Annotated in this window: 25 protein-coding genes, 1 rRNA gene and 1 riboswitch; of the genes, 2 read left to right on the forward strand and 24 right to left on the reverse strand. The window is 44.7% G+C overall.

Annotation, left to right across the window (positions count from 1 at the left end; translation table 11 throughout):
- Positions 1–79: 79 nt before the first annotated feature.
- The 12 genes from glmU to PAENI_RS00250 form a co-directional block, all read right to left on the reverse strand.
- Complete coding sequence (gene glmU / locus PAENI_RS00195; RefSeq protein WP_042183845.1) at positions 80–1,480, reverse strand: bifunctional UDP-N-acetylglucosamine diphosphorylase/glucosamine-1-phosphate N-acetyltransferase GlmU; 1,401 nt, start codon at positions 1,478–1,480, stop codon at positions 80–82.
- A 272-nt stretch (positions 1,481–1,752) separates the two neighbouring features.
- A complete protein-coding gene (gene spoVG / locus PAENI_RS00200) occupies positions 1,753–2,043 on the reverse strand; it encodes a septation regulator SpoVG (RefSeq protein ID WP_042123119.1) in 291 nt (96 codons plus the stop codon).
- Positions 2,044–2,253: 210 nt separating this feature from the next.
- Positions 2,254–3,081 carry a pur operon repressor gene (purR, locus tag PAENI_RS00205; protein WP_042183840.1) on the reverse strand — a complete coding sequence of 276 codons (828 nt, stop codon included), beginning with the start codon at positions 3,079–3,081 and terminating at the stop codon, positions 2,254–2,256.
- Between the two features lie 76 nt (positions 3,082–3,157).
- A complete protein-coding gene (gene ispE / locus PAENI_RS00210; RefSeq protein ID WP_042183839.1) occupies positions 3,158–4,012 on the reverse strand; it encodes a 4-(cytidine 5'-diphospho)-2-C-methyl-D-erythritol kinase in 855 nt (284 codons plus the stop codon).
- Between the two features lie 140 nt (positions 4,013–4,152).
- A complete protein-coding gene (locus tag PAENI_RS00215; protein WP_042183837.1) occupies positions 4,153–4,329 on the reverse strand; it encodes a small, acid-soluble spore protein, alpha/beta type in 177 nt (58 codons plus the stop codon).
- A gap of 181 nt (positions 4,330–4,510) precedes the next feature.
- Positions 4,511–4,786 (reverse strand): biofilm formation stimulator Veg, encoded by a 276-nt coding sequence (veg, locus tag PAENI_RS00220; RefSeq protein ID WP_019914493.1) that lies wholly within the window; start codon positions 4,784–4,786, stop codon positions 4,511–4,513.
- 410 nt (positions 4,787–5,196) lie between these two features.
- Entirely contained in the window at positions 5,197–6,099 is a 903-nt protein-coding gene (yabG, locus tag PAENI_RS00225; RefSeq protein ID WP_042183835.1) for a sporulation peptidase YabG, read from the reverse strand.
- Positions 6,100–6,170: 71 nt separating this feature from the next.
- The gene (rsmA, locus tag PAENI_RS00230; protein ID WP_042183833.1) at positions 6,171–7,055 is read right to left on the reverse strand and encodes a 16S rRNA (adenine(1518)-N(6)/adenine(1519)-N(6))-dimethyltransferase RsmA; all 885 of its coding nucleotides are present in this window, start codon (positions 7,053–7,055) and stop codon (positions 6,171–6,173) included.
- On the reverse strand, positions 7,052–7,603 hold the full coding sequence (gene rnmV / locus PAENI_RS00235) for a ribonuclease M5 (RefSeq protein ID WP_042183831.1): 552 nt from the start codon (positions 7,601–7,603) through the stop codon (positions 7,052–7,054). The genes rsmA and rnmV overlap by 4 nt, the downstream gene beginning before the upstream one ends.
- 176 nt (positions 7,604–7,779) lie before the next feature.
- Entirely contained in the window at positions 7,780–8,943 is a 1,164-nt protein-coding gene (locus PAENI_RS00240; protein ID WP_149643867.1) for a resuscitation-promoting factor, read from the reverse strand.
- Positions 8,944–9,224: 281 nt separating this feature from the next.
- Positions 9,225–9,454: riboswitch (cyclic di-AMP (ydaO/yuaA leader) on the reverse strand.
- Positions 9,455–9,651: 197 nt separating this feature from the next.
- Positions 9,652–10,422 carry a TatD family hydrolase gene (locus PAENI_RS00245; protein WP_042183828.1) on the reverse strand — a complete coding sequence of 257 codons (771 nt, stop codon included), beginning with the start codon at positions 10,420–10,422 and terminating at the stop codon, positions 9,652–9,654.
- Between the two features lie 111 nt (positions 10,423–10,533).
- A complete protein-coding gene (locus PAENI_RS00250; protein WP_042183826.1) occupies positions 10,534–11,817 on the reverse strand; it encodes an HD domain-containing protein in 1,284 nt (427 codons plus the stop codon).
- Between the two features lie 304 nt (positions 11,818–12,121).
- On the opposite strand from PAENI_RS00250, the gene PAENI_RS00255 reads away from it, so the two are divergent.
- A complete protein-coding gene (locus PAENI_RS00255; RefSeq protein WP_042123095.1) occupies positions 12,122–12,376 on the forward strand; it encodes an AbrB/MazE/SpoVT family DNA-binding domain-containing protein in 255 nt (84 codons plus the stop codon).
- 324 nt (positions 12,377–12,700) lie between these two features.
- On the opposite strand, the gene rsmI is transcribed toward PAENI_RS00255, so the two are convergent.
- The 10 genes from rsmI to PAENI_RS00305 all read right to left on the reverse strand — a co-directional run bounded on the left by rsmI (position 12,701) and on the right by PAENI_RS00305 (position 20,416).
- The gene (gene rsmI, locus PAENI_RS00260) at positions 12,701–13,615 is read right to left on the reverse strand and encodes a 16S rRNA (cytidine(1402)-2'-O)-methyltransferase (RefSeq protein ID WP_094872031.1); all 915 of its coding nucleotides are present in this window, start codon (positions 13,613–13,615) and stop codon (positions 12,701–12,703) included.
- Complete coding sequence (locus PAENI_RS00265) at positions 13,612–14,385, reverse strand: tRNA1(Val) (adenine(37)-N6)-methyltransferase (protein WP_042183822.1); 774 nt, start codon at positions 14,383–14,385, stop codon at positions 13,612–13,614. The genes rsmI and PAENI_RS00265 overlap by 4 nt, the downstream gene beginning before the upstream one ends.
- A gap of 77 nt (positions 14,386–14,462) precedes the next feature.
- Positions 14,463–14,828 carry a DNA replication initiation control protein YabA gene (gene yabA / locus PAENI_RS00270; protein WP_042123089.1) on the reverse strand — a complete coding sequence of 122 codons (366 nt, stop codon included), beginning with the start codon at positions 14,826–14,828 and terminating at the stop codon, positions 14,463–14,465.
- Between the two features lie 31 nt (positions 14,829–14,859).
- On the reverse strand, positions 14,860–15,660 hold the full coding sequence (locus PAENI_RS00275; protein ID WP_042123087.1) for a PSP1 domain-containing protein: 801 nt from the start codon (positions 15,658–15,660) through the stop codon (positions 14,860–14,862).
- Between the two features lie 139 nt (positions 15,661–15,799).
- Positions 15,800–16,774, reverse strand: coding sequence for a DNA polymerase III subunit delta' (gene holB, locus PAENI_RS00280; RefSeq protein WP_042123085.1), 975 nt, complete (start codon positions 16,772–16,774; stop codon positions 15,800–15,802).
- A 117-nt stretch (positions 16,775–16,891) separates the two neighbouring features.
- Positions 16,892–17,335, reverse strand: coding sequence for a YaaR family protein (locus PAENI_RS00285; protein ID WP_042183820.1), 444 nt, complete (start codon positions 17,333–17,335; stop codon positions 16,892–16,894).
- A 49-nt stretch (positions 17,336–17,384) separates the two neighbouring features.
- The gene (locus PAENI_RS00290; protein WP_042183817.1) at positions 17,385–17,714 is read right to left on the reverse strand and encodes a cyclic-di-AMP receptor; all 330 of its coding nucleotides are present in this window, start codon (positions 17,712–17,714) and stop codon (positions 17,385–17,387) included.
- Between the two features lie 123 nt (positions 17,715–17,837).
- Positions 17,838–18,479: a dTMP kinase gene (gene tmk / locus PAENI_RS00295; RefSeq protein WP_042183814.1), complete on the reverse strand. Its 642-nt coding sequence runs from the start codon at positions 18,477–18,479 to the stop codon at positions 17,838–17,840.
- On the reverse strand, positions 18,480–20,021 hold the full coding sequence (locus PAENI_RS00300) for an aminotransferase class I/II-fold pyridoxal phosphate-dependent enzyme (RefSeq protein ID WP_149643868.1): 1,542 nt from the start codon (positions 20,019–20,021) through the stop codon (positions 18,480–18,482). It lies immediately after the preceding gene.
- Between the two features lie 209 nt (positions 20,022–20,230).
- The gene (locus tag PAENI_RS00305; protein ID WP_042123074.1) at positions 20,231–20,416 is read right to left on the reverse strand and encodes a sigma factor G inhibitor Gin; all 186 of its coding nucleotides are present in this window, start codon (positions 20,414–20,416) and stop codon (positions 20,231–20,233) included.
- Between the two features lie 208 nt (positions 20,417–20,624).
- Between PAENI_RS00305 and PAENI_RS00310 the strand changes: the two genes are divergently transcribed.
- The gene (locus PAENI_RS00310; protein WP_042183802.1) at positions 20,625–21,149 is read left to right on the forward strand and encodes a hypothetical protein; all 525 of its coding nucleotides are present in this window, start codon (positions 20,625–20,627) and stop codon (positions 21,147–21,149) included.
- Between the two features lie 72 nt (positions 21,150–21,221).
- On the opposite strand, the gene PAENI_RS00315 is transcribed toward PAENI_RS00310, so the two are convergent.
- Together PAENI_RS00315 and rrf are read right to left on the reverse strand one after the other, a co-directional pair.
- On the reverse strand, positions 21,222–21,635 hold the full coding sequence (locus tag PAENI_RS00315; protein WP_042183800.1) for a hypothetical protein: 414 nt from the start codon (positions 21,633–21,635) through the stop codon (positions 21,222–21,224).
- 256 nt (positions 21,636–21,891) lie between these two features.
- A 5S ribosomal RNA gene (gene rrf, locus PAENI_RS33165) occupies positions 21,892–21,967 on the reverse strand; the annotation flags it as partial.

Genomic DNA, 21,967 nt, shown 5'->3' on the forward strand with positions numbered 1-21,967 from the left:
AACCCTCCGTGACGGAATTTAGCTTTCCAAAGGCGCCGGCGCGGAAATATAAGTCCGTCCGGCGCTTCTTAGCAACGCTTTACGATGGACTCGAGTGGTCTTTCTTCGCTTTTGCACGGGAACGGATCTTCTCTGCATATCCCGGTTTATTCTCCTGCCGCACTCTGGCAACAGCCAGATCGTTCTCTGAAACGGAACGCGTAATTGTCGAACCAGCTACAACAAAAGCCCCCTTGCCCACAGAAACCGGTGCAATAAGGTTAACGTTACTGCCGATAAAGGCATCGTCTTCAATTGTTGTCGTAAATTTATTATACCCGTCGTAGTTAACAGTAATCGCACCGCAACCGACGTTTACATTCTTACCCACAGATGCGTCGCCAATATAGCTAAGATGCGACACCTTAGAACCGTCACCAATCGTAGCATTCTTGATCTCGACGAAATCTCCAACCTTCACTTCTTCTCCAAGTATAGAACCTGGACGCAAATAGGCAAAAGGCCCAACGGTAGTCCGTGCGCCAACTTGTGCTTGATTCAATACGGACTGCTTAATCGTCGCGTCGTCCATGATCTGACAATCTTCGATTTCACTTGCCGGTCCGATCACACAGTTCTCACCGATTACAGTTTTACCCTTCAAGATGGTTCCTGGATAGATCGTTGTATCTGACCCAATGACTACATCTGCTCCGATATATGTGGAGGCAGGATCGATTATGGTTACGCCACCCAGCATATGTTTGCGGTTGATACGTTGACGCATAATACCTTCCGCATCAGATAAAGCTAAACGGTCATTAACACCAATAGACTCGTTAGCATCCTCAGTCTGGAATGCTAGAACAAGATCACCTTGCTCACGCAGAATACTGATAACATCTGTCAAATAATATTCCTGTTGATTATTGCTGTTAGTAACCTTCTCTAAAGCCGAAAATAACTTGATGTTATCAAAGCAATAAATTCCTGTGTTGATTTCATGAATAGCTGCCTGTTCGGCATTACAATCTTTCTGTTCTACGATCTTCATTAAGCCGCCATCTTCACTACGTATAATCCGTCCTAATCCAGATGGATCATCCATTACTGCGGTTAATACAGTCGCTGCCGCCTGACGCTCCTCATGCAGAGCCATCAATCCTATCAGCGTCTCCGATGTAATAAGCGGAGTGTCACCATAAGCAACAATCGTCGTTCCTTCTTCACCACCGAGCAAATCCTTAGCTTGTTTGACAGCGTGACCAGTACCGAGCTGAGTTTCCTGCAGCACGTATTCCGCACTTTGCCCTACATAGGCCTTAACCTTCTCTGCGCCATGCCCAACAACAACAACGGTGCGCTGGCATCCGGTCGCTTCTACTGTATCAAGCACGTGCCCTACCATTGGCTTACCGCAAACGGGGTGCAGCACCTTATATAATTTAGATTTCATTCGCTTGCCTTGACCTGCGGCAAGAACTACAGCCATTCTTTTCAAGAATGCCAACCTCCTACTCTTGAACTCACTACTGAATATATCTCATTCCGGGCAAAAAGAAAAGAGAACCATGAAGTCATGGTTCTCTTTTCTATAAACCCCATGTTAGAAAAGCATTTATCGCTGCCTTTCGAAGATGTCGTCAAATCCTTCACTAGCGCTAGCTTTTCTTGCAAGATCAAGCTGCTTAAGTCATGAAGTATATTCGGTATGATCTTATCAAAAACGGCGGATCCTACGCCACCCAAAAGGTAGCCGTCTTCCGAGGCAGCCTAAGCTCCCTCTTCAATAACTTCTTCTTCTTCTTCAGTAGCGGCGCGATCGTACTCGGCCAGAACCGCGGATTGAATCTTCTCGCGTGTTCCCGAAGAGATCGGGTGAGCGATATCGCGGAATTCGCCATCCGGTGTACGCTTGCTGGGCATTGCAACAAACATCCCGTTATTACCATCGATGACGCGAATGTCATGAACAACAAACTCGTTATCGATTGTAATGGATGCGATTGCTTTCATTCTCCCCTCAGAGTTAACGCGGCGGAGTCTGACATCCGTAATTTGCATGTGTGTGTTCACCACCTTTTTCCATCAGAGACTTGGTGTATAATTCCACACAGCAAAGCGAATTCCTTCTTTTTGATTCCATAAAATACCTAAAAAAGAAATATATTTTTTAGGATCTGTTGTTTTCGACACGCATCGGGTGATTTTCTTAATATCCCTTACGTTTTCGACAATTTCCACGCTTTTTGAAAACAAAGAAACGCCAATCTATCAAGAGGAAAAGTAGTTACCCGGATGCGCGGAAATCCGCCGCTCTTTCGAGTCTACCTCGCTTAGTTTCACTAAAGAAACATAGTCATGCAACAGACGCTCTTCCGTCTCTACTGCACCTGATTCGACCAACACACCCACTCCAGCAACTTCGGCATTGAACTCACCGAGTAAATCAACCATCCCTCGAACGGTCCCGCCTGCCTTCATGAAGTCATCTACAATGAGTACCCGTGATTTCTCCTTGAGTGCTCGTCTAGAAAGAGACATGGTATGTATGCTCTTATGTGATCCAGATACATAATTAATGCTTACTGCTGAGCCTTCTGTAACCTGATGATCACGTCGTACCAGCACTACTGGCAAGCCGAGCTGTGCTGCCGTTGCATAGGCTAGCGGAATCCCTTTAGTTTCTACTGTCATCACCACATCGATTTCCGATCCATAAAAGGCCGTTGCGATGATCTTCCCTGCTTGCTCCATCAAAGATGGCAGTCCAAGCAGGTCCGACATATACAAATAACCACCAGGCAATATCCGATCTGTCTGTTCCAGCTGCACACATAAACGTTTAACAAAAGAGAGCGCCATTTCTTTAGGCATCACAGGAATATAACGTACTCCACCTGCTGCACCGGCTAAGGTCTGAAGCTCTCCAATACCCTCACCTTCAAATACTTCTTTTATGATCGCCAAATCTTCACTGATGGAGGACTTAGCCGCTCCATACCGATCGGCAAATATAGACAGCGGCAGTAGGTCATGTGGCCGCTCAAGTAAAAACTGAGTCATGTCTACCAAACGTTGGCTTCTTTTTAATTTCTTCACGGAATGCTCCTCGCCAAAACCGAATATTTTATGAAAAATATATCACTTTTGTACGGGTTTACACAAGAGAAGCATACTAATTGAGTGATCTCACTGCATAGACTTCCTTGCAGAACCCTCGCAGTCCATTATAAATTCTTGCTACTTTAGACTGCTTGGACACTAAACCGAACACTGTAGGACCGCTGCCGGACATTAACACTCCGTCTGCTCCGAGCTTAACCATCGCCTCTTTGAGCTGCTGGACCTCTGGATGCAGCTTTAGGGTAACGTCCTCAAGCACATTGCCCAGATGATTACACACGCCCCCAAAATCTCCAGCTTCGATCGCGTCCTGCATCTTTCGAGCCGAAGGATGAACAGCTATATTATTGCTCCGCACACGTCCGTATACTTCCGCAGTCGATACATTGATAGGTGGCTTAGCCAATACTACCCAGCATTGCGGAGGATTCTTAATCGGCGTCAGCTTCTCGCCACGACCTGTTGCCAAGGCAGTGCCACCTGTAACGCAGAAAGGCACATCTGAGCCAAGCTCAGCGCCAAGCTCCTGCAGCTCCTGCGCAGGTATACCTAGGCGCCACAGTCGGTTCAGGCCACGTAGGGTAGCCGCTGCATCACTGCTGCCGCCAGCCAGGCCAGCTGCCACAGGTATTCTTTTATCCAGATGGATATGTACACCACTCTTCACGTTATAACGCTCTTTAATAAGCCTAGCCGCTTGAAAGGCCAGGTTCTTCTCATCTAGGGGAATATAACCCGCTTGACTTGATATTATAATAGTATCCCTTGGCAGCTCAGACAGCTCTAAACGGTCTGCTAGATCTACCATGGTCATAATCATTTCCACCTCATGAAAACCGTCAGCACGCTTGTGCAGCACATCCAGCATCAAATTAATTTTAGCTGGTGCCTTCTCATACATTTTCAAGGCGTTCACCCACCTTCAGCTTTTCCCGTAAAAACAACTTAACATATTATATGAAAAACTTCTAATGAAGTCCAATAATAAAAGGGTGTCGCCAGTTGGACGCACCCTTTTTCGTTAAATAATTGTTCACACGCTAAAGATTAAGATTTCCGGGCAGCCTCTTCAGCGAGCTGAATCGCTCTTTTTACCATATTACCTGCATCCTTCGCCCGTATTCCTCCCCAGCCTTCACGTTCCACAGTTTCGTAAAAACCAAGCTCCTTGGCTAACTCTGTCTTTAGTTCTTCCGACATCATGCCTCGTTTTCTGCGGCTCATTACGAAATTCCTCCCTTATGAAAGAAAATGATAAACCGATTGCTCGATTAGTATGCTTGCTTAGAACAAGGATCATTCACTGAATATTAACCGCCAAAAAAGAAACGGTCGTCCTTTATGAAGGACAACCGTTTCTGATACAAATAAAAAACAGCCTCCAAAGGAAGCTGCCCGTGAAACATTAAGCTTTAATATACATAATCCGCATCTGCCCATCGTCTTCACATACTGTGATTTCCACAGATTCAGTAAGGATATCGGCATAGCTATAGGAGACTCGCTTGAATGTTTGCTGCTCCTGATCCAGTTTGACAATAAATACAGAAGGGTACGTTTCTTCCAGGACACCGGTGCGTTCTACGGTTTTACGACGACCTCCGTTTGCACGCAACGTGATCTTATGACCGACGTGAGCTTCGAGACTGCGTTTGATTTCCAACAGCGCGTTATTAGCCATTGCCTGACGACCACCTCTTTTCTTGTCCATTATACAACTTCCCCAGGTGTTTGTCAAAGCAAATAAATAATTATAGATGATGAATATTTGGTTGTCAACGGAATTTTTTTGCGGAGAATCAGAGGCGAACTAATAGCCTTGTTATCTGTAATAGGTTTACCACAAAGCAAGAAAAATAACATTGTCGATCTTTAAAGATAACTACCATTTCACACAAGCATAATCGCCTTTGGCGTCCCTATAAGGACGATTAGCGTTTATGCGAGAATATAAGGATAATGTATAGCGTGAAACTTATACTTTCTTATATAAAAAAAGGGTTAAGCTCATCGCTCAACCTTTCTTCGCGTTACTTTATTCGGCCACTCCAAATTACCTATTAGCTTTGAAAATAGACCAGTGCCTGTCGATTAAATTGCGGAAGGTGTCACTTTTAGTGCTGACAGGTTCTGCAGACGCGGCATCCCAATACGGAAGCTGCCACGGGTCTCAATACCGCCGATTCCCTGATTACCACTAATGGTGTTGTTCAAAACCTCACTCAGATTCACCGTATCCCTAATGGGCGTGAACGACGATTTTGCCGCTACATAAACTGGGTCTAAGGCATGGATCAATATCCGTCCAGGAGAACTGGCGAAGTTCGCCCCTGCCCCCAGCAGTGCCTCAAAATGTGACTGACAAGCACCTGCAACAATCGTCAACGCATCAAAATTTCGCTCATAATCCCTAGCTACCCTAATAGCAGCTACGAAGTTTTGCGAATTTTTATAGCTGCTCAGACTGTGAAGATCGTAAGTATGCTGTTGCTTCAGCACCCCGTCATGACCGGTAATCACCACAATATCTGGACGCACGCGGGGCAGCAGTCGGTATAAAGTGTCAGCCATTGCGGACTCATGAACATGATGACCTTCAGCAGGGATTCGCAATTGCTCGTATAAGCTAAGGCTCTTATTCAAATACGCTGGATCGCCATCCAGATGCAGTACTTTCCCCGGTACTTCAAAATAAGCAGCTTCCTTGGGCGATGGAGCCCATGCTCCTTCTGATAGAGCGCTCCCGCTCCGCTGACTTTGCTCCTGTCGGTCTTTCCGCAGCTGTGTCAGTGATTCATTCGCTTTAATCTGTGCCTGCTGTCCTCGTTCCGTAATTCGGGTAGGAGGCACTTGAACCAAGTCATTCAGAGGAGAATCCGCCAACAGACGGAAATCTGTGCCTTTAATGACGGCTCTGTCCTGCACAATATGATCTACACGAAAAGTCAAATCTCCGCCATAAGATTTACGAACGACCAAGTCTCCTAAATTCATTACAACCACCACCTCTACCCCATCGTATGGGCAAAGGCCTCAGTTGGTTCATAACTAGCTATGTTTTTAGCTTATTCAATTCCAGCAGCTAACAGAACACCGCTCAATCGGGCGTATTCTTCTAGACTTAACGTTTCTCCACGACGGGTTGGTTCAATACCAGCTTCTGCGAGTAAAGCCTCCAGACGCTCACGTCCCTCTTCAGGGAAGTAACGAGCCTTGAGATTGTTAGCAATCGTCTTGCGACGCTGTGTGAAAGAAGCTTGGACGACCTCAAAGAAGTGCTTCTCACTCTCAACTTCTACCGGTGGACGCTCTCTTACCTTTAGACGGATTACAGCGGACTCCACATTAGGTTGAGGAATGAACACCGTACGCGGCACAATGCAGACGAGCTCAGGCTCGCTGTAGTACTGCACGGCAATGCTAAGGCTCCCGTATTCCTTTCCTCCCGGAGAAGCGGCCATACGCTCCGCAACCTCTTTCTGAATCATTACAACGATGTTATCAAGCGGAAGCTTCTCTTCGAGCAGCTTCATCAGAATCGGAGTAGTTACATAATACGGCAGATTGGCAACTACGCTTACCTTGTTCACGGATGCAAAATCTTCTTTGAACAGCTCCTGCAGATTTACATTCAGAACATCATCATTACGAACCTTAACATGCGGATAAGGGGAAAGTACGTCCCTTAAAATAGGAATCAGCCTACGGTCGATCTCCACAGCGGTCACCGCACCAGCGGTTAGCGCCAAACGCTCCGTCAGGGCACCAATCCCAGGACCGATTTCCAATGCCCCTGATTCGCTATCTAGCCCAGCAGCGTCAACAATCTTGTCCAATATATTTTGATCAATCAAAAAATTCTGTCCTAAGCTCTTCTTGAACTTGAATCCATAACGTTGAATAATTTCTTTCGTCCGTTTTGGAGTCGAAATTTCCTCTCTACCACTCATGAAGTAATGCCCCCCTGATCAATTTGGGCGAGAGCTCCGGCAAATTCCTCCCGCGTAATTCCAAACATCGCCAGCCGCTTGTACAGCTGCTTGCCATTACAATATCCGATTCCAAGCAAATTACCAAGTGCCATACGTCTTTCAGCTGCCCGAGGATGTACAAGCATTCCAGCGGCCATTAGATCATCAAGTCCAATTAAAGCAGGTGCACCTTCAAAAGAGGTATGTACATTCCGCAGCGCATGACGAATCGCCTCTGGAGAAGCGTTCTCCACACCAATATCTCCCTTGCGGGTTGCGTCCTTCTCCGGAATGAAGGCATGCTTACAGCCCGGCACCTTTGCGGACACAATCTTACGAATTCGTTCACCCGCGTGATCCGGGTCAGTAAGGATAATCACTCCTCTACGCTCCATAGCAAGCGCGATCTTCGCAATTACGGTCCGGTCTACAGCCGAGCCCCCTGTTTCGATCGTATCTGCTTCTACAGCGCGTTTAACAGCGACGGTATCACTCTTACCTTCAACGACAATTAATTCCTTAATCATATCTCTTGACTCCTTCCAAAAAAAGCAAAAAAGAAGAGGTTTCGCTCCTCTTCTTTTGGTTAAAGAATGTATAAGTGATGAGCGGTTGCTCTGCGATCAACGAAATGATCATCTGGCGTTCCTTAACGGTTATCATCACTATAGCTTATCAAAGAATAATTTGCAAAAGCTTCAGCCTAGTTTAACTCCGGCTTCACAGGTCCAATCACATAAACGGTACGTGATTTACGACCGAAATTACGGACATGGCTCAGTGAATCGTAATAGACATCTACTTTATTGCCTTTAATGGCACCGCCAGTATCTTCTGCTCGGCGGAATCCAAGCCCCTCGATATATACCCACCAGCCAATAGGGATTACATTCGGGTCTACCGCAATTGTACGACCTTCCGTTACGCGTGTTCCGGAGGCAGTTTTGGTACCAATACCTGGCTCTTCTGATGAATAAGCTGTCATGGAGACGTTCTTAATCATCTTCTTGTACTCAAAGTCTACGCCAGCCTTGCTTGTGACGTTATTAGTCTTGGCGCTAACCTTAGCCGTTTTTGAAGTGGTGTTTGATTTGGAAGTTGTTGTAGTCTTAGCTACAGCCGGCTTAGGAAGTGCTTTGGTACCAACGGCAATAATCTTATCTTTCGTTACCGTTTGTACTTCCTTACCAATCATGCGCATAGAGGCCAGTTCTCCGTCTTGGTAGATCTTTTCAATATGCTGAATCATGACGCCTGGTTTGCCTGCCTGTGCCACTCTAACTGTTCCCACAGTAAGGGAGGGGTCTGCTGTCTTAATGACTCTGAAGGGTAAGTTAGTTGTTCGCTGTACAGTCTGTTTGTTGATGCGAACAATCTTAACCTCCATGTTTGCAGAAATGGTGGTGTCTAACGAAGGGAAAATCTTATCATGACCTTCTAGGGTAATGCCCATTTTCTCAATTGCTTTACCAATTGTGTCTTCGGTCGTATATAACGTTTTTGTTGCTCCATCCGCAGTAAGACTAATTTTCTGCGCACGATTGATAACGACACGGTCACCGTCTTTTATTTCATCACTCAGTCCTAAAGATAGTTCATCATGCGGCTGCAGCGAAATTTGCTCTTTCTCCAACACATCACCAAGAAGCGCTTCCCGCGTTTCAAGCGTCTGTGTTTGCCCGTCTATTACTAAAAATAATTGTTTGTTACTTTGACCGTGTACGTACAGCAGAATAAGTAGCGCGATAGCGACTGAAATCACGCCTGCAAGTAAAAGTACGCGAGTATTTACTTGCTCCCACCGTAATGCGAAAGACCTGCTGGATGACTGCGAATCATGGGATACTTCTGGTTGGAATACGCCCATTCTCTCCATCCTCCTTACATAGCCCCGTCGTCAATTGTATATCATGAGGACTGAATTCCTTTGACGAAACTATTTGAGATTGTCACAGGACACGCACGTAATAACTTAGCGTCTCCTGCTCATGGATCGCCTGCTCGGCACAGCTACTCCCACCCCTGTTATATAACAGTATGTGGGCAACATTCTATTTATTCAAAAATAAAAAAGCCTAAAAAGAGTTCAACTGAGGACTCTTTCGTGGCTTCTCCAATATCAGAATAGAGAATGCTTGTGCACGAGGTTGCCTCTCTTACTTGCGCTTACGGGGTTAGCTGTCGGGTTCGGACGAAAGAGAGACGCCCTATTTCAGGTCACCCGCTCATGGCGGTTGCCCTTAAATTCACCCCAAAGACCACGTGAAGAAATCAAATACTGTCCTACGGCACGTCTAAACCGTATTTAAAATACAGGCATGCGGCAGGTCAATATTGGTTCCCCCGTTCTCCATACGGAGACTCAGCGAGACGATCCATGAATCAATGGCTGTCACTATAACACAGCTCACATCACTGAAAAGATGATATCCTGTTTTGATGCATGTTGTAAAGGACGATTCAACCACGTTTACGCAAAAATATGGTTAAAATATTGTAATATTCAGCCGTTTTTATATTAAAAAAGTTTAATATATCGGCCATTCTCTATTTTTCGCCTGTTTTGCTCCCGTTTTCACTCAATCCCAAATCGTTCCAGTGCGTTCGCATACGTTATTTTAGCCAATTCTTCCCATGTTAACCCTTTAATTTCAGCTGCTGCCTCTGCTACAAGCTTCACATGAGCGCTCTCATTTCGCTTCCCGCGGAAGGGGTGTGGAGTCAAATATGGAGCATCGGTTTCGATCAATAATCGGTCTAGTGGGGTCTGCGCAAGCACTTCTTTTGGCACTCTTGCATTTTTGAACGTAATGGGTCCTCCAAAGGATAAATGAAAACCAAGATTCAAGCACATTTTAGCTGTTTCCCAGCTTCCTGAGAACGAGTGCATCACGCCTCCAACCTCATTTGCTTTTTCCTCCCGTAAAATCCGTACAACATCCTCATGGGCATCACGATCATGAATACAAATCGGCATATTTAGTTCACGGGCTAGTCCAATTTGCTTGCGAAAAACTTCATGTTGCACATCCTTGGGAGAAGTATCCCAGTAATAATCCAGTCCGATTTCACCAATAGCCACTACTTTTTTATGACTGCATAGAGAAGCGATCCAATCGAGATCTCCTTCTTTCATATCAATTGCATCCTGAGGATGCCAACCCACTGCCGCATAAATATAATCATAAGATTCCGCCAGCTTCATCGTTGAGGGAATCGTCTCCCGATTAAATCCGATATTAATCATCTTGCTAACTCCTGCTTCTACAGCACGAGCGATAACTTCTTCGCGATCCTCGTCGAATTGAGGTGCATCCAGATGCGTATGTGTGTCAAACAGAAACATTTTAACCCTCACTCCTTGTTCTTTTTTAAATATAAGACAATATAAGTTTCAAGCTATCCGTTATATCTTATATTTCTACTCTTCTTGTCATAAATCCCATATTTTCTTGTATTATTTTGCAAAAATCTCTGCAATAGAAGCAGGCAATCGCGTAAGCGCATTTCTCAACTTATCCTGAGGAAAATAAAGATGATATCTGCCACGGTGAATGCCGCTAATAGAACGCACAATATCCGACACCTCTGAAATTTCCCGCAGATGATCATGCCGATCAAGCAGCAGAATTTGTTTATTGTCAAAAGCTTCTCCCGGACGGAACACATCATAGGGCAGATCTGTCGGAAAATCAATCTCCAAATCATATTCTGGGTGAAGTCCGGCTGCCGCAAAACTGCTGCGAATTTCAGTAATCATATCTGTATCGAGATTCTCCACCTCAACATATTTATACAGTTTACGATGAATAAAACGGGTACACAAGTCACTTAGTAGCTCATCTTTCTCAAGTGTCCACTGCATAAAAGCCGTCTGTACCAGTGCTTCATCTAGCATTAAATATTGCTTCACTGTCACCTCACCACGGAACAAATCCTCCAGCGGATTAATCATGAAACTAAAATTGTACCCCTCTTGGAAAAGCTCCTTGGCTCTACGGAAAATTTGTCGCAAAATAATCTCTGAGCTACGTGTCACCGGATGAAAATAGACTTGCCAGTACATTTGATAACGCGACATTAAATAATCTTCAATGGCATGCATTCCCGATTCTTTTACAACAATTCGACCATTATAAGGACGCAGCATTCTTAAAATCCGATCAATGTCGATCGTCCCATAGTTTACACCTGTATAGTACGCATCACGCAGCAAATAATCCATGCGATCGGCATCTAGCGGACTGGAAACCAGATTTACAACAATTTCATGCTCATAAGTTTTAGCGATTACAGAGGCTACTTTACGAGGAAAATCCTCCTCCACATCACGCAAGATCTCAGTAATCTCTGTGTCCTCCAGAATAATTCGACAAGTCCAATCCTCATGATTCATTTCAAAAGCTTCTTCTATAGAATGGGAAAATGGACCGTGTCCCAGATCATGCAGCAAGGCCGCACACAAGGTGAGCAGACTTTCTTCAGGAATCCAATCCTTATACCCGCTTCGTTCAAATTGCGAAATAATTCTACGTGTAATTTCGTACACCCCTAGGGAATGAGAAAACCGACTATGCTCTGCGCCATGAAAAGTGAGATACGAGGTACCCAGCTGGCGAATTCGGCGTAAACGCTGAAATTCCTTTGTATTTATTAGTCGCCAAATAATAGTATCCTGCACGTGGATATAATTGTGAACCGGATCTTTGAAAACCTTTTCTTCTGTGAGCGGCTGCTTCATGAGATCAACTCCTTTATTAAATTTAATATGATATTAACCAATATAAGTATATAATAAGTAATTATGTCGTACTTTGTCGAATAGTGACGTTTTTAGTCTTGGTAAATCGACAAAGTTTATTTTTTCACTTTTTTTAGAATTCGTGATTGTTATAGGGAATTCAAAGTTTTCGTGAAAAAGCACTTATTTAACAGATGAAAAAAGGTTGACTGTTTTGGGAATCGTTGGTATTATAAATATCATAAAACAGTGAACAATGTCGAATAATGACGTTTTTGGAACATTGAGAGGAGTAACGATTGTTATGATGAAATCAACAGGAATTGTAAGAAAAGTAGACGAACTTGGGCGGGTAGTTATTCCCATTGAATTGCGCCGTACTCTTGGCATTGGTGAAAAAGACGCACTTGAAATTTACGTTGATGGTGAGCGCATTATGCTTAAGAAATATGAGCCTGCCTGCATTTTCTGCGGCAACGCTGAGAACGTAACTTACTTCAAAGGAAAAATAGTTTGTCATGAATGCATTTCTACTATCCCTACCCCTGTGACAAACTAAAATAAATAGTATATAATAGAACTAATCAAATTGTTAATTCTAACCTTTTCATATCTCCTTGACCTCCCGTGACCGCGGGAGGTATTTTTTTTCTGCAATCACCTGTGTTTCCCGCCCCAAAAGGTGTCTATAAGGATTTACTCCCCCATGACACCTAATAATGATGGGTAATGTGGTGAGAGCATGAAGTAAAACGAGTTTTTACCATGATCTGGTCTATCTTGGGCTTCCTTTTGGGAACCACCTTCAGGCTAGAATCTCGTCAGCTTTGTAATATCCTTCGCACCTTGTTAACCTCTTAGAATTAGAATCCGTCAATAACACTTACTGCTGCTCCGCTTTATCCAGAAGTGCGTTATAAATATCCCGCTTTGACACACCACGATCAGAGGCTGCTTTTTTCATAGCTTCTTTACGCGGCATATCTGCTGCTTCGTAATGAGCAACATGTTCTTCAATACTTAACTGGCGCCACCAAGCCGATTCTGCCATTTCAGCATCTTCCTTGCTCTCGCCTTCAACGACGATAACATACTCACCAAGCGGTGGATGTTCAGCGAGCCAATCCGTACATTCCTCGATCGTCCCACGAAGAAACTCCTCATATCTCTTCGTCAGTTCACGAGCAAGCACAATTCGTCGATTGCCAAATGCTTCATGGAGATGAGCCAGTGTCTTCACCACGCGATGTGGAGATTCGTAGAACAGTATAGTCCCTTGCGCCGAACGAAGTGGACTTAATACCGCACGGATATCTTTCCGTTCTCGAGGTAAGAAGCCGATAAAAGTGAAAGTAGTCGTAGGCAGACCGGAGGCAATTAATGCTGACAAAGCTGCGTTAGCTCCTGGTATAGGAATTACTGGTATACCGTGACTTATGGCAAGGGCTACAAGGTCTGCACCAGGGTCGGAAATGGCTGGTAAACCGGCATCGCTGACGAGTGCCAAATTTTTTCCTTCTATTATATAGCGGATAAGTTCAGGTCCACTGGCAGCCTTATTATGCTCATGATAACTGAACAGCATAGAGGGTGTAATTTCAAAATGGCTCAATAATTTCCGAGTTTGTCTTGTATCCTCAGCTGCAATAATATCGCATTCCTGCAATGTACGGACAGCACGATAAGTCATATCCTCTAAATTACCGATGGGTGTTGCCACCAAAAAGAGTGAACCGGTTGATTCCTGCTTATGTGTATTGTTATTGTTCTGAAAACTGCTTTGGCATGATATCGTCATGATTTACCCTCTTTAGCACCATAGTAGATGTCCATAATTTCTGGACAGTATTGATTGTCCTCATTATATACAATGAGTGGTGGATGTAAACGAACCTCCGGCTTACCATCACGTATCGCTTCAATTAAAACCATATTCGCTTCCAGATGCGCACGTGGATGTACAAAGCGAATAATCTTAGGCTCGAGCCTATATTTTCTCATAAGACTAATAATATCGACCAATCGTTGTGGCTTGTGAACCATACTTACCTTTCCACCGGTGCGAACCAGTCTCACACAGGCTTGAATGACCTCCTCCAGCGTACACCCGATTTCATGACGAGCCATAGCCTGATGAGTGTTCAGCTTGAGGTCACTGCCGTTAAGCGGCATATAAGGAGGATTGACTGTTATTGCATCATATACGCCATGTCCTGCTACTTTATATAACTCACGTAAATCGCCTTCATGGATCACAACCTGATCCTGTAGCCCATTTAGAGCCACGCTACGCCGAGCCATATCCGCTAAACGGGGCTGAATTTCAATCCCTTCTATAGAAGCTTTAGTTCGGGTCGTCATCAAAATAGGAATTACACCATTCCCAGTACAAAGATCCAGGACTCTCCCACGAGGCGGAACGCTGGCGAAACGCGCAAGCAGTACAGCATCCATAGAAAAGCTAAATACTTCGTCACTTTGAATAATTCGCAAGTCATGCGTTAATAAATCATCCACCCGCTCCGTCGGCAACAAAGGAACAGATATATCGTTAAAAGAATTTGTCATGTAGTAATCTCCTAAATGTTTTGTTGAGCTAAAATTCAAAAAAAACCGTAGGATCAATCTCCTACGGCTGGATATCCTCATTTATTAAGAAAAGAAAGACAGAACAGACAATCACCTTCCGTGCGTAAATGTCCAAAATAAACATTACAGATGTGAAAGCCTTCATGGTAAAGCCGGGCCAAGTTGTCATAACCTTCCCCGACAACCTCTTCTGTTCCCTCTCCGGCAGCTAAAAGAGCTTCCGCCTCCGCAGAATCTACGGTAGGATCCAAAGGTGCATCCCGCTTTAAAATTTTGCGAAGCTGTTCATTCTCCAGAGTTAACCTCTGATTAGCTTCCATCAGTTCTTTTACCGTCTGTTTCCATTCTCCAAGATTGGCGCGCATCGTTTCCATCTGTGCTTCCATATCCTGCATGTGTGCAAATATATTTTTCTTCTCCAAGTTTCCACCCCGAAAGTAACCTTATAATGGTTTACTTGACGACAACATCATCCATTGGAAGTTCCTTAACTTTGCCCACTTCAAACAACTGTACATGAACCGTACGGCTTCCGGCATTAAGTCCTACTACTTTGCCATCACCCAATGAGGTCACGACAATCTTGCCGACCGCTGGCATTTCTTCCTTTACACTCTCATAATTGTCATGCTCAAATTTCAAACAACACATCAGACGTCCACAAAGTCCTGAAATCTTCGTCGGATTAAGTGACAGGTTCTGATCCTTCGCCATTTTAATGGATACGGGTTCAAAATCCCCTAACCAGGATGAACAACAAAGTACTCGCCCACAAGGTCCAAGTCCACCTAGCATTTTAGCCTCATCACGCACCCCAATTTGCCGTAGCTCAATGCGGGTCCGGAAAATACTTGCTAGATCTTTAACCAATTCTCTAAAGTCGACCCGTCCTTCGGCCGTAAAGTAAAATATAATCTTATTACGGTCAAAAGTAAACTCTACATCGACGAGCTTCATTTTGAGACCATGGTCGCGTATTTTATTTAAACAGGTGGTAAAAGCCTCTTTAGCGGCCCCTTTGTTCTCTTCAACTACGCGTGCGTCGGTTTCTCCGGCAATACGCATCACTTTTTTGAGGGGCAAAACTACGTCGGATTCTTCCACCTCTTTTTTGCCTACGACAACTTTACCGTATTCAACCCCACGTGCTGTCTCCACAATAACATATTGATCCCGTTCAATCGGAAAATCAAGTGGATCGAAATAATATATTTTACCCGCTTTTTTAAAACGGACACCTACTACGCTGTACAAAAATTAACCCCCTTGTTTGCCGGTAAAAGGAACCTATGGGCATGTCCGCTCCCTGATGATCCATGCTTGTCCTTCCTCGTCTGTTAAAACGATATTTCCAGGTAAAGCGACATCCGGAGGATATATCATAACTAATCCTTTAACTTTCCAGTCGGATTAAAAACTGCTCCAGACACAACTGGGCATTGGCATTGGATCGCAGCTTCTTAGTGCTCTCTGCAGCAAATCCCATATAAGCCACCCATTGTTCCGCACTCCGCTCACGGGCATGCCTGGAAATAAAGTCTAACTGATCTATGAAAACGATACTCTCATGCTTACGATACAGGAAGTAAAGCATATCTTTAAACCACAGATGGAACATGCTGAAGAAGATATCCAAATGTTCAGCGAGTCCGGTCTTGAACAGCTTCTGCCCAGCAGTTGCTACAGCGGAGCTGCCCTTGCCTAAGGACTCCTTAGCTAATTGTAACATTACATTTCTCATTTCTGCAAACCAATTCTGTTCCAAAAGTTTCCTGCAACCATCAAGTCCTGAACTAAGTGATACTGCACATCGAGCTAAGGGTATGGGAACGCCCTCACTTGCCAGAGCTTGGAGCATAATATCCGGGTTTAACGGACTAAATGGAATCCGCTGAGTCCGCGACTGAATGGTTGGCAATAAGGAACGGCTATTATCAGAAATTAAGATTCCAACAGCCGGAGCTGGTGGTTCCTCCAGAAATTTCAGCAGACTATTGGCAGCTTGTACCGTCATTTTGTCTGCTCCATCTATAATATAAACTTTCGGATTCACACCCTCTGACCGATAGGAAAAGACGCGCTGCAGCTCACGGATTTGATCTATTTTAATACTTGCTCCATCTGGCTGCAGCAGTGACAAATCAGGGTGGTTTCCATGCTCTACTTTGCGGCACTCCAGGCATTCCCCACAGGCATCGTCCTTGCTCTGGGTACAAAATATAGCTTGGGCAAACATCAGCGCCGTTTTCATTTGTCCACTGCCTGCCGGCCCTGTAAATAAATAAGCATGACTCACAGCTTCTTTGCGCAAGGCATTTTGGAGTAGCCGCTTGGCGTTCTCCTGGCCTACTATATCATGAAAAGGCATAATTTCCTCCCAAATCTTTCAAACATAAACGCCTTTAGCGTCCTTATAAGGACGGTAAGTGTTTAATCGAGAACTATAAGGCTAAAGTATAGTGTAAAGCATATACTTTCTTATATTTTAAAAAGAAAGGTTGATTAACAACCCACGGATTTCTCCAACGCGTCCTAACAGATCGATCCGGCCTTGCTCACTATTCAGCAAATCATCTGCCATTGATAGCAAAGCCGAATCAATTTCCTCAAGCAGCTTGTAACGCTTGCCACGTCCACGTCGATCCCATCCGCGTGTTTCCTTCAGAATGACGCCTCTTCGAGCCGTTTCCTCCAGAAATCTTTTGATCATCATCCGGTAGATGGTAAGCTCACGAATCGTCATAGACTTAGATAAACGATCGCCTTGAGACTGTATTTCTTTGATCTGGCGATTCAGTTCATCTTTGGTTTTCTGCTCACTTTGCTGCTGAAAAACATCAGAGAACGTTTTTTGCTGAACGGGTTTGTTAGCCCCTTCTGCATTTGGCATCTCACTCTTCAAGGGCCTATACCCCGGATTGATCTTCAAAGGTTATCTACCGCCCTTTTTATAAATGGCTTGCTAATCTATATTATACTTAATAATGTTCAAAACGATCTACAGGAAGTACGAATACAGTAGCTCCACCCACTTGTACCTCAACAGGAAGTGGCAAATACGAATCCGTTGTTCCACTCATCGGTGTTACAGGAGTGACTAACTGCTCACGCACTTTACAGCTGTTTCGGATTACGGTCAATACGGATTCAATCTGACTGTCTTCTACCCCGATCATAAATGTCGTATTCCCCGCCCGTAGAAATCCACCTGTACTTGCAAGTTTAGTAGCACGGAAATTGGCTTTGACTAGCTCGCTGGACAACCGGTTACTGTCTTTATCCTGGATAATTGCAATGATCAACTTCATCTTCGCATTCCCTCCCAATACTTTTATGGTGTATTACTACTTAGAGTTACTCGTAGTAACCCTTACTTCATAAGCACACGCCTAATTATATGTCACTTCTCTTAGTATATTAGACAAAACACCCTAAAAACCCTTTAATACTCTCTCTTCAAGAGTTCTCACGATATCTTGTTCTACCATATGAATGGGGCGATTAGCATCCAGAACTACTATTCTGTCCGGATTGGCCTGGGCTAATAATTGATAGCCTTCACGGACCTTCTTATGAAAAGAAAGGCTCTCCAGATCCAGACGATTCACTTCCCGTTCTTGATTCGCTGCTATCCGTGACAACCCTATCTCTGGGTCTACATCCAGATAAAAGGTTAGATCTGGCATACGGTTCCCTATCGCAAAACGATTAATACTCCATACCTCTTCTATTCCGAGTCCTCTCGCATGTCCTTGATAAACGAGGCTGCTGTCTACAAAGCGGTCACAGAGTACAGTAAGCCCTTCTCTAAGAGCCGGTTCAACGACTTCGGCGAGATGTTGGCTTCTTGATGCAGCATATAGTAATGCCTCTGTACGCGCATCCATAGCTGTATGGGCAGGATCTAGAATAATGGAACGAATCTTCTCAGCAATCTCAACGCCACCCGGTTCACGGGTAATTCGATAAGGCATGGACCGGTTCTGTAAATAGGCCGTTACTCTACCTAGTACCGTTGTTTTTCCGGAGCCTTCGCCCCCTTCTAATGTTATGAAGAAACCTTCTTTTCCCACTTATGCTTCTCCGCCCTTCTGAATGTTGTATACCTCAATACGCTGCAAGACCGGATCAGCACAAGCCTGAAATTTGGCGCCTCCTTTGGCTAAACCAGCCAGCCTTCTTTGGATCTGATTTGTGATCACTTCACCCGGATATAATACCGGGATGCCTGGTGGATAGGGAATAACCATCTCTGCCGCCACTCTACCCACGCAATGTTTAAGATCAATACTTTCAATCTCATTCGCTGACACCGGCTTCAATGAGAAGTGAACAGGATCTGAGATTTGTAAAGAATGGAAATTGTTCCACGTGGAAATATTGCGAACGCCTGATAAGTCGGGGGCGTTCAGTGATTCGGAAGGTTCCTCCGAATCTATTTCCCGCAGCGCCTGCAGCAAATGATCTGCATCTCCAGCCTTCGATCCAAGGCTGAACAGCAGCACTACGTGCCGGTCATCGCTCATCTCCGGCACGCAGCCCTTTGCCTCGAGCTTGCGCTGCAGCTCGAAGCCGCCCAGGACCCCGGTGGCGTCATAAATGACGACTTTAAAGGGGTCCTGTGTCACGTACGCCGCCATATAATCAGGCGGCGTATTCGGGTGCAGCGGCTCTGCCGGCTGCACTAGTCCGTAGCGCGGCAGCTCCGCGAGCCCGCGCCGTAGAACGTCCACGGCGGCCAGCCCCGCCGTGAAGGCACCCTTGCCCCGGCTGTGCAGCAGCCGCCGGGCAAGATCCAGCGACGCCATCATAGGATATGATGGGCTGGAGCTCTGCACCATGGCGAGCCGCTGCCGGAGCAGGGCGCGGTCGAGCCGCGGCCCTTGAACATGCAGCATAGCGCCCATGGTCATCGCTGTGAGCATCTTGTGCGTGGACTGCACGACGCCGTCCGCGCCACAAGCAAGTGCCCCGGCTGGCAGCGCCGGGTGCTGCCCGTAATGCGCCCCATGCGCCTCATCCACAAGCAGCGGTACACCGCTGTCGTGACAAATACTCGCGAGGGGCGCAAGATCACTACCCATGCCGTAATAATTCGGCATGGTAACAAGTACAGCTGCGGCTTCAGGATAGGCTGCAAGTGCAGCCTTAACAGCTTCGGCCACCGGCGCTACTGCCAAGCCGCTAAGTGGATCAATCAGAGGCTCCAGAAAAACAGCATGTACTCCAGCCAACATCAGTCCATGAATGACTGACTTATGCACATTGCGTTGAACAATCATAATCATTCCAGGCTCGGGACAAGCGGTTAGAATAAGAGCCAGATTGCCGGCTGTGCTTCCTCCAACCAGAAAAAAGCTTTCCTCTGCTCCAAAACAATCTGCTGCCAACTCTTGCGCTTCCTTGATAACTCCCTCAGGATGATGAAGATCATCCGTTCCGGAAATTTCCGTAACATCATACTTCATTACCTCATCTAAAAAGCCAGCGCCTTCAACGCCATCATATACCTCTCCATTCTTATGACCCGGCACATGATATGATCTATTACCCATAATTCTATATTGTTCCAGCATTTCGTATATAGGCGCCCTACAACGTTGTAATTTATTCATATTAAATTCCTTCCCATAGGGTTCCTTCTATTTTAACGTAAATATTCGTAAACGCCTACGCTTCAGTGTAAAAGCGGCCCCTTGGACAACAAAACGGCTCCTCCCGCCTGAAGAACGAGGAAGCCGTGTATTGAATATCACTAATGCAGCCTTCGTATCTTTCATCCAGACCGCTCTCTTAATTGCATCATTTAACAGAGTTACTCTACTTAAGCGTTCTTTTGCAATCCAATCTTCTTCATCCGGCCGATAAAAAAACGGTACTTGGCATCTTCAGCCTCGGTACGTATCATCTCAGCCTCACATTCCTCACAAATAAAATGCGAGACAATCACAATACCTTCCTCTTTTACCTGTCCACAAATGATACAAGCTTGCCCGGTTTGCTGTTCCATAACCATCCCACCTTGACTCTTTTAAGAACAGTATGATACACCTTCTATCATTTTAAACCTTTTCATAGTTTTTTCATATCCTTCGTATCTTGCATTATATATATTCCGTTGCCGTTATAACGGTGAATTTTCGCCGCAGTTTAATAAAATACATCCAATCGCCGATATTAAGAACATACGAATTCACGAGGAGGTTAGACTATAATCTATGGAACCCACTACCAAAGGTGCAGCTACATTCTATCAATATAAACTAATTAAAAAAGTCAATCTAACGGCACGCCTGCTGCCTATTTATATTATGCTTCCCTTATTAGTCCTTGTGCTCGAAACCGTATTTCTTTCCTGGTGGAGCATTCTTTACATAATCATAGCAGCGCCTGTAGCCTTCTGGGTTCAATATGTCATTTCACGCTCAGTTCTGTTAATCTCAGGACACCCCATTTCAAAAAGATGGTCTGTCTCATTTAAACTGCCTTGGTTAGGGTTTATGCCTGATCAACATATTAGTTACCGTATATTCCGTAAAGTACAGCTACATAATTTCTATATCGGTCTTTGTATTGCAGCACTCTTTATTTTCTGGTCACCGCCAGCATTTACAGTATCACTGATCACTTGTCACTTATGGCTCCTACTGCCCCGTCTTTATACTCTGTTCAGACTGAATCGACAGGATCAGGGAGGTATGCTAAAATTCAATCCGACCGATGTATCCTATTACTCTCAATAAAGTGCAGCAGTATAGCTCATATTATTTTCACGTATTAAAAAATAAACCGCCATCCTTAGGGATGGCGATTCTTTATTTCGTCTTAAGGCCTTTAATGGAGGTCTTCTTTTCTTTAGGAATCATCACTACAAAATAATCATCATGCACTGTTAAATGAACCGTTAACCCATCCTTCAGAAAAACACCCGAAGAATCACTATCATCATCTTCCTGTTCTGTCCATCCCCAGGCTTTAATAGCCTCCAAATAAGGATCCGGAATACCATTCTTCTCCTTTAATCCAGGTAAAGAATAACGTACATAATCCATAGCAACGTTAGTAGTGGTCTGGTCTGGTGAGTTTGCCTCATGGGGGACAGGGAAGCTTTTCTCATTCAGTGCACCCTCAAAAGTATCCCACTTAGGTTCTTTAGCCCCGCAACTTGCCAGTATTAAAGTTAAAATACAAGAAATCATTATTAACTTGAATATTTTTAATTGTTTCATGCCTTAAATCCTCCCTACCTCTACAATGCATCTAAAGACACAAGAAAATTCAAAGTTAGAATTTATGAGTAGTTCCTTCGTATTAAAGATCTGCTAACTATTAGCACTTTTCTATTATACTTGTATCCACCGCAGCGTCGGTAACAAAAATGTCATTCCACAGTAACCTATTCTACTGTTATTACTAGCCTTAAATACTTGCATAATAAAAAAAGAAAAAAAGCCACTGCTGATATTATCAACAATGGCTTAATCTGCTTGGCAACGTCCTACTCTCCCAGGACCCTTCGGTCCAAGTACCATCGGCGCTGGAGGGCTTAACGGTCGTGTTC

The sequence above is a fragment of the Paenibacillus sp. B2(2019) genome (assembly GCF_008370385.1).
In the GTDB taxonomy this organism is placed as follows: domain Bacteria; phylum Bacillota; class Bacilli; order Paenibacillales; family Paenibacillaceae; genus Paenibacillus_AQ.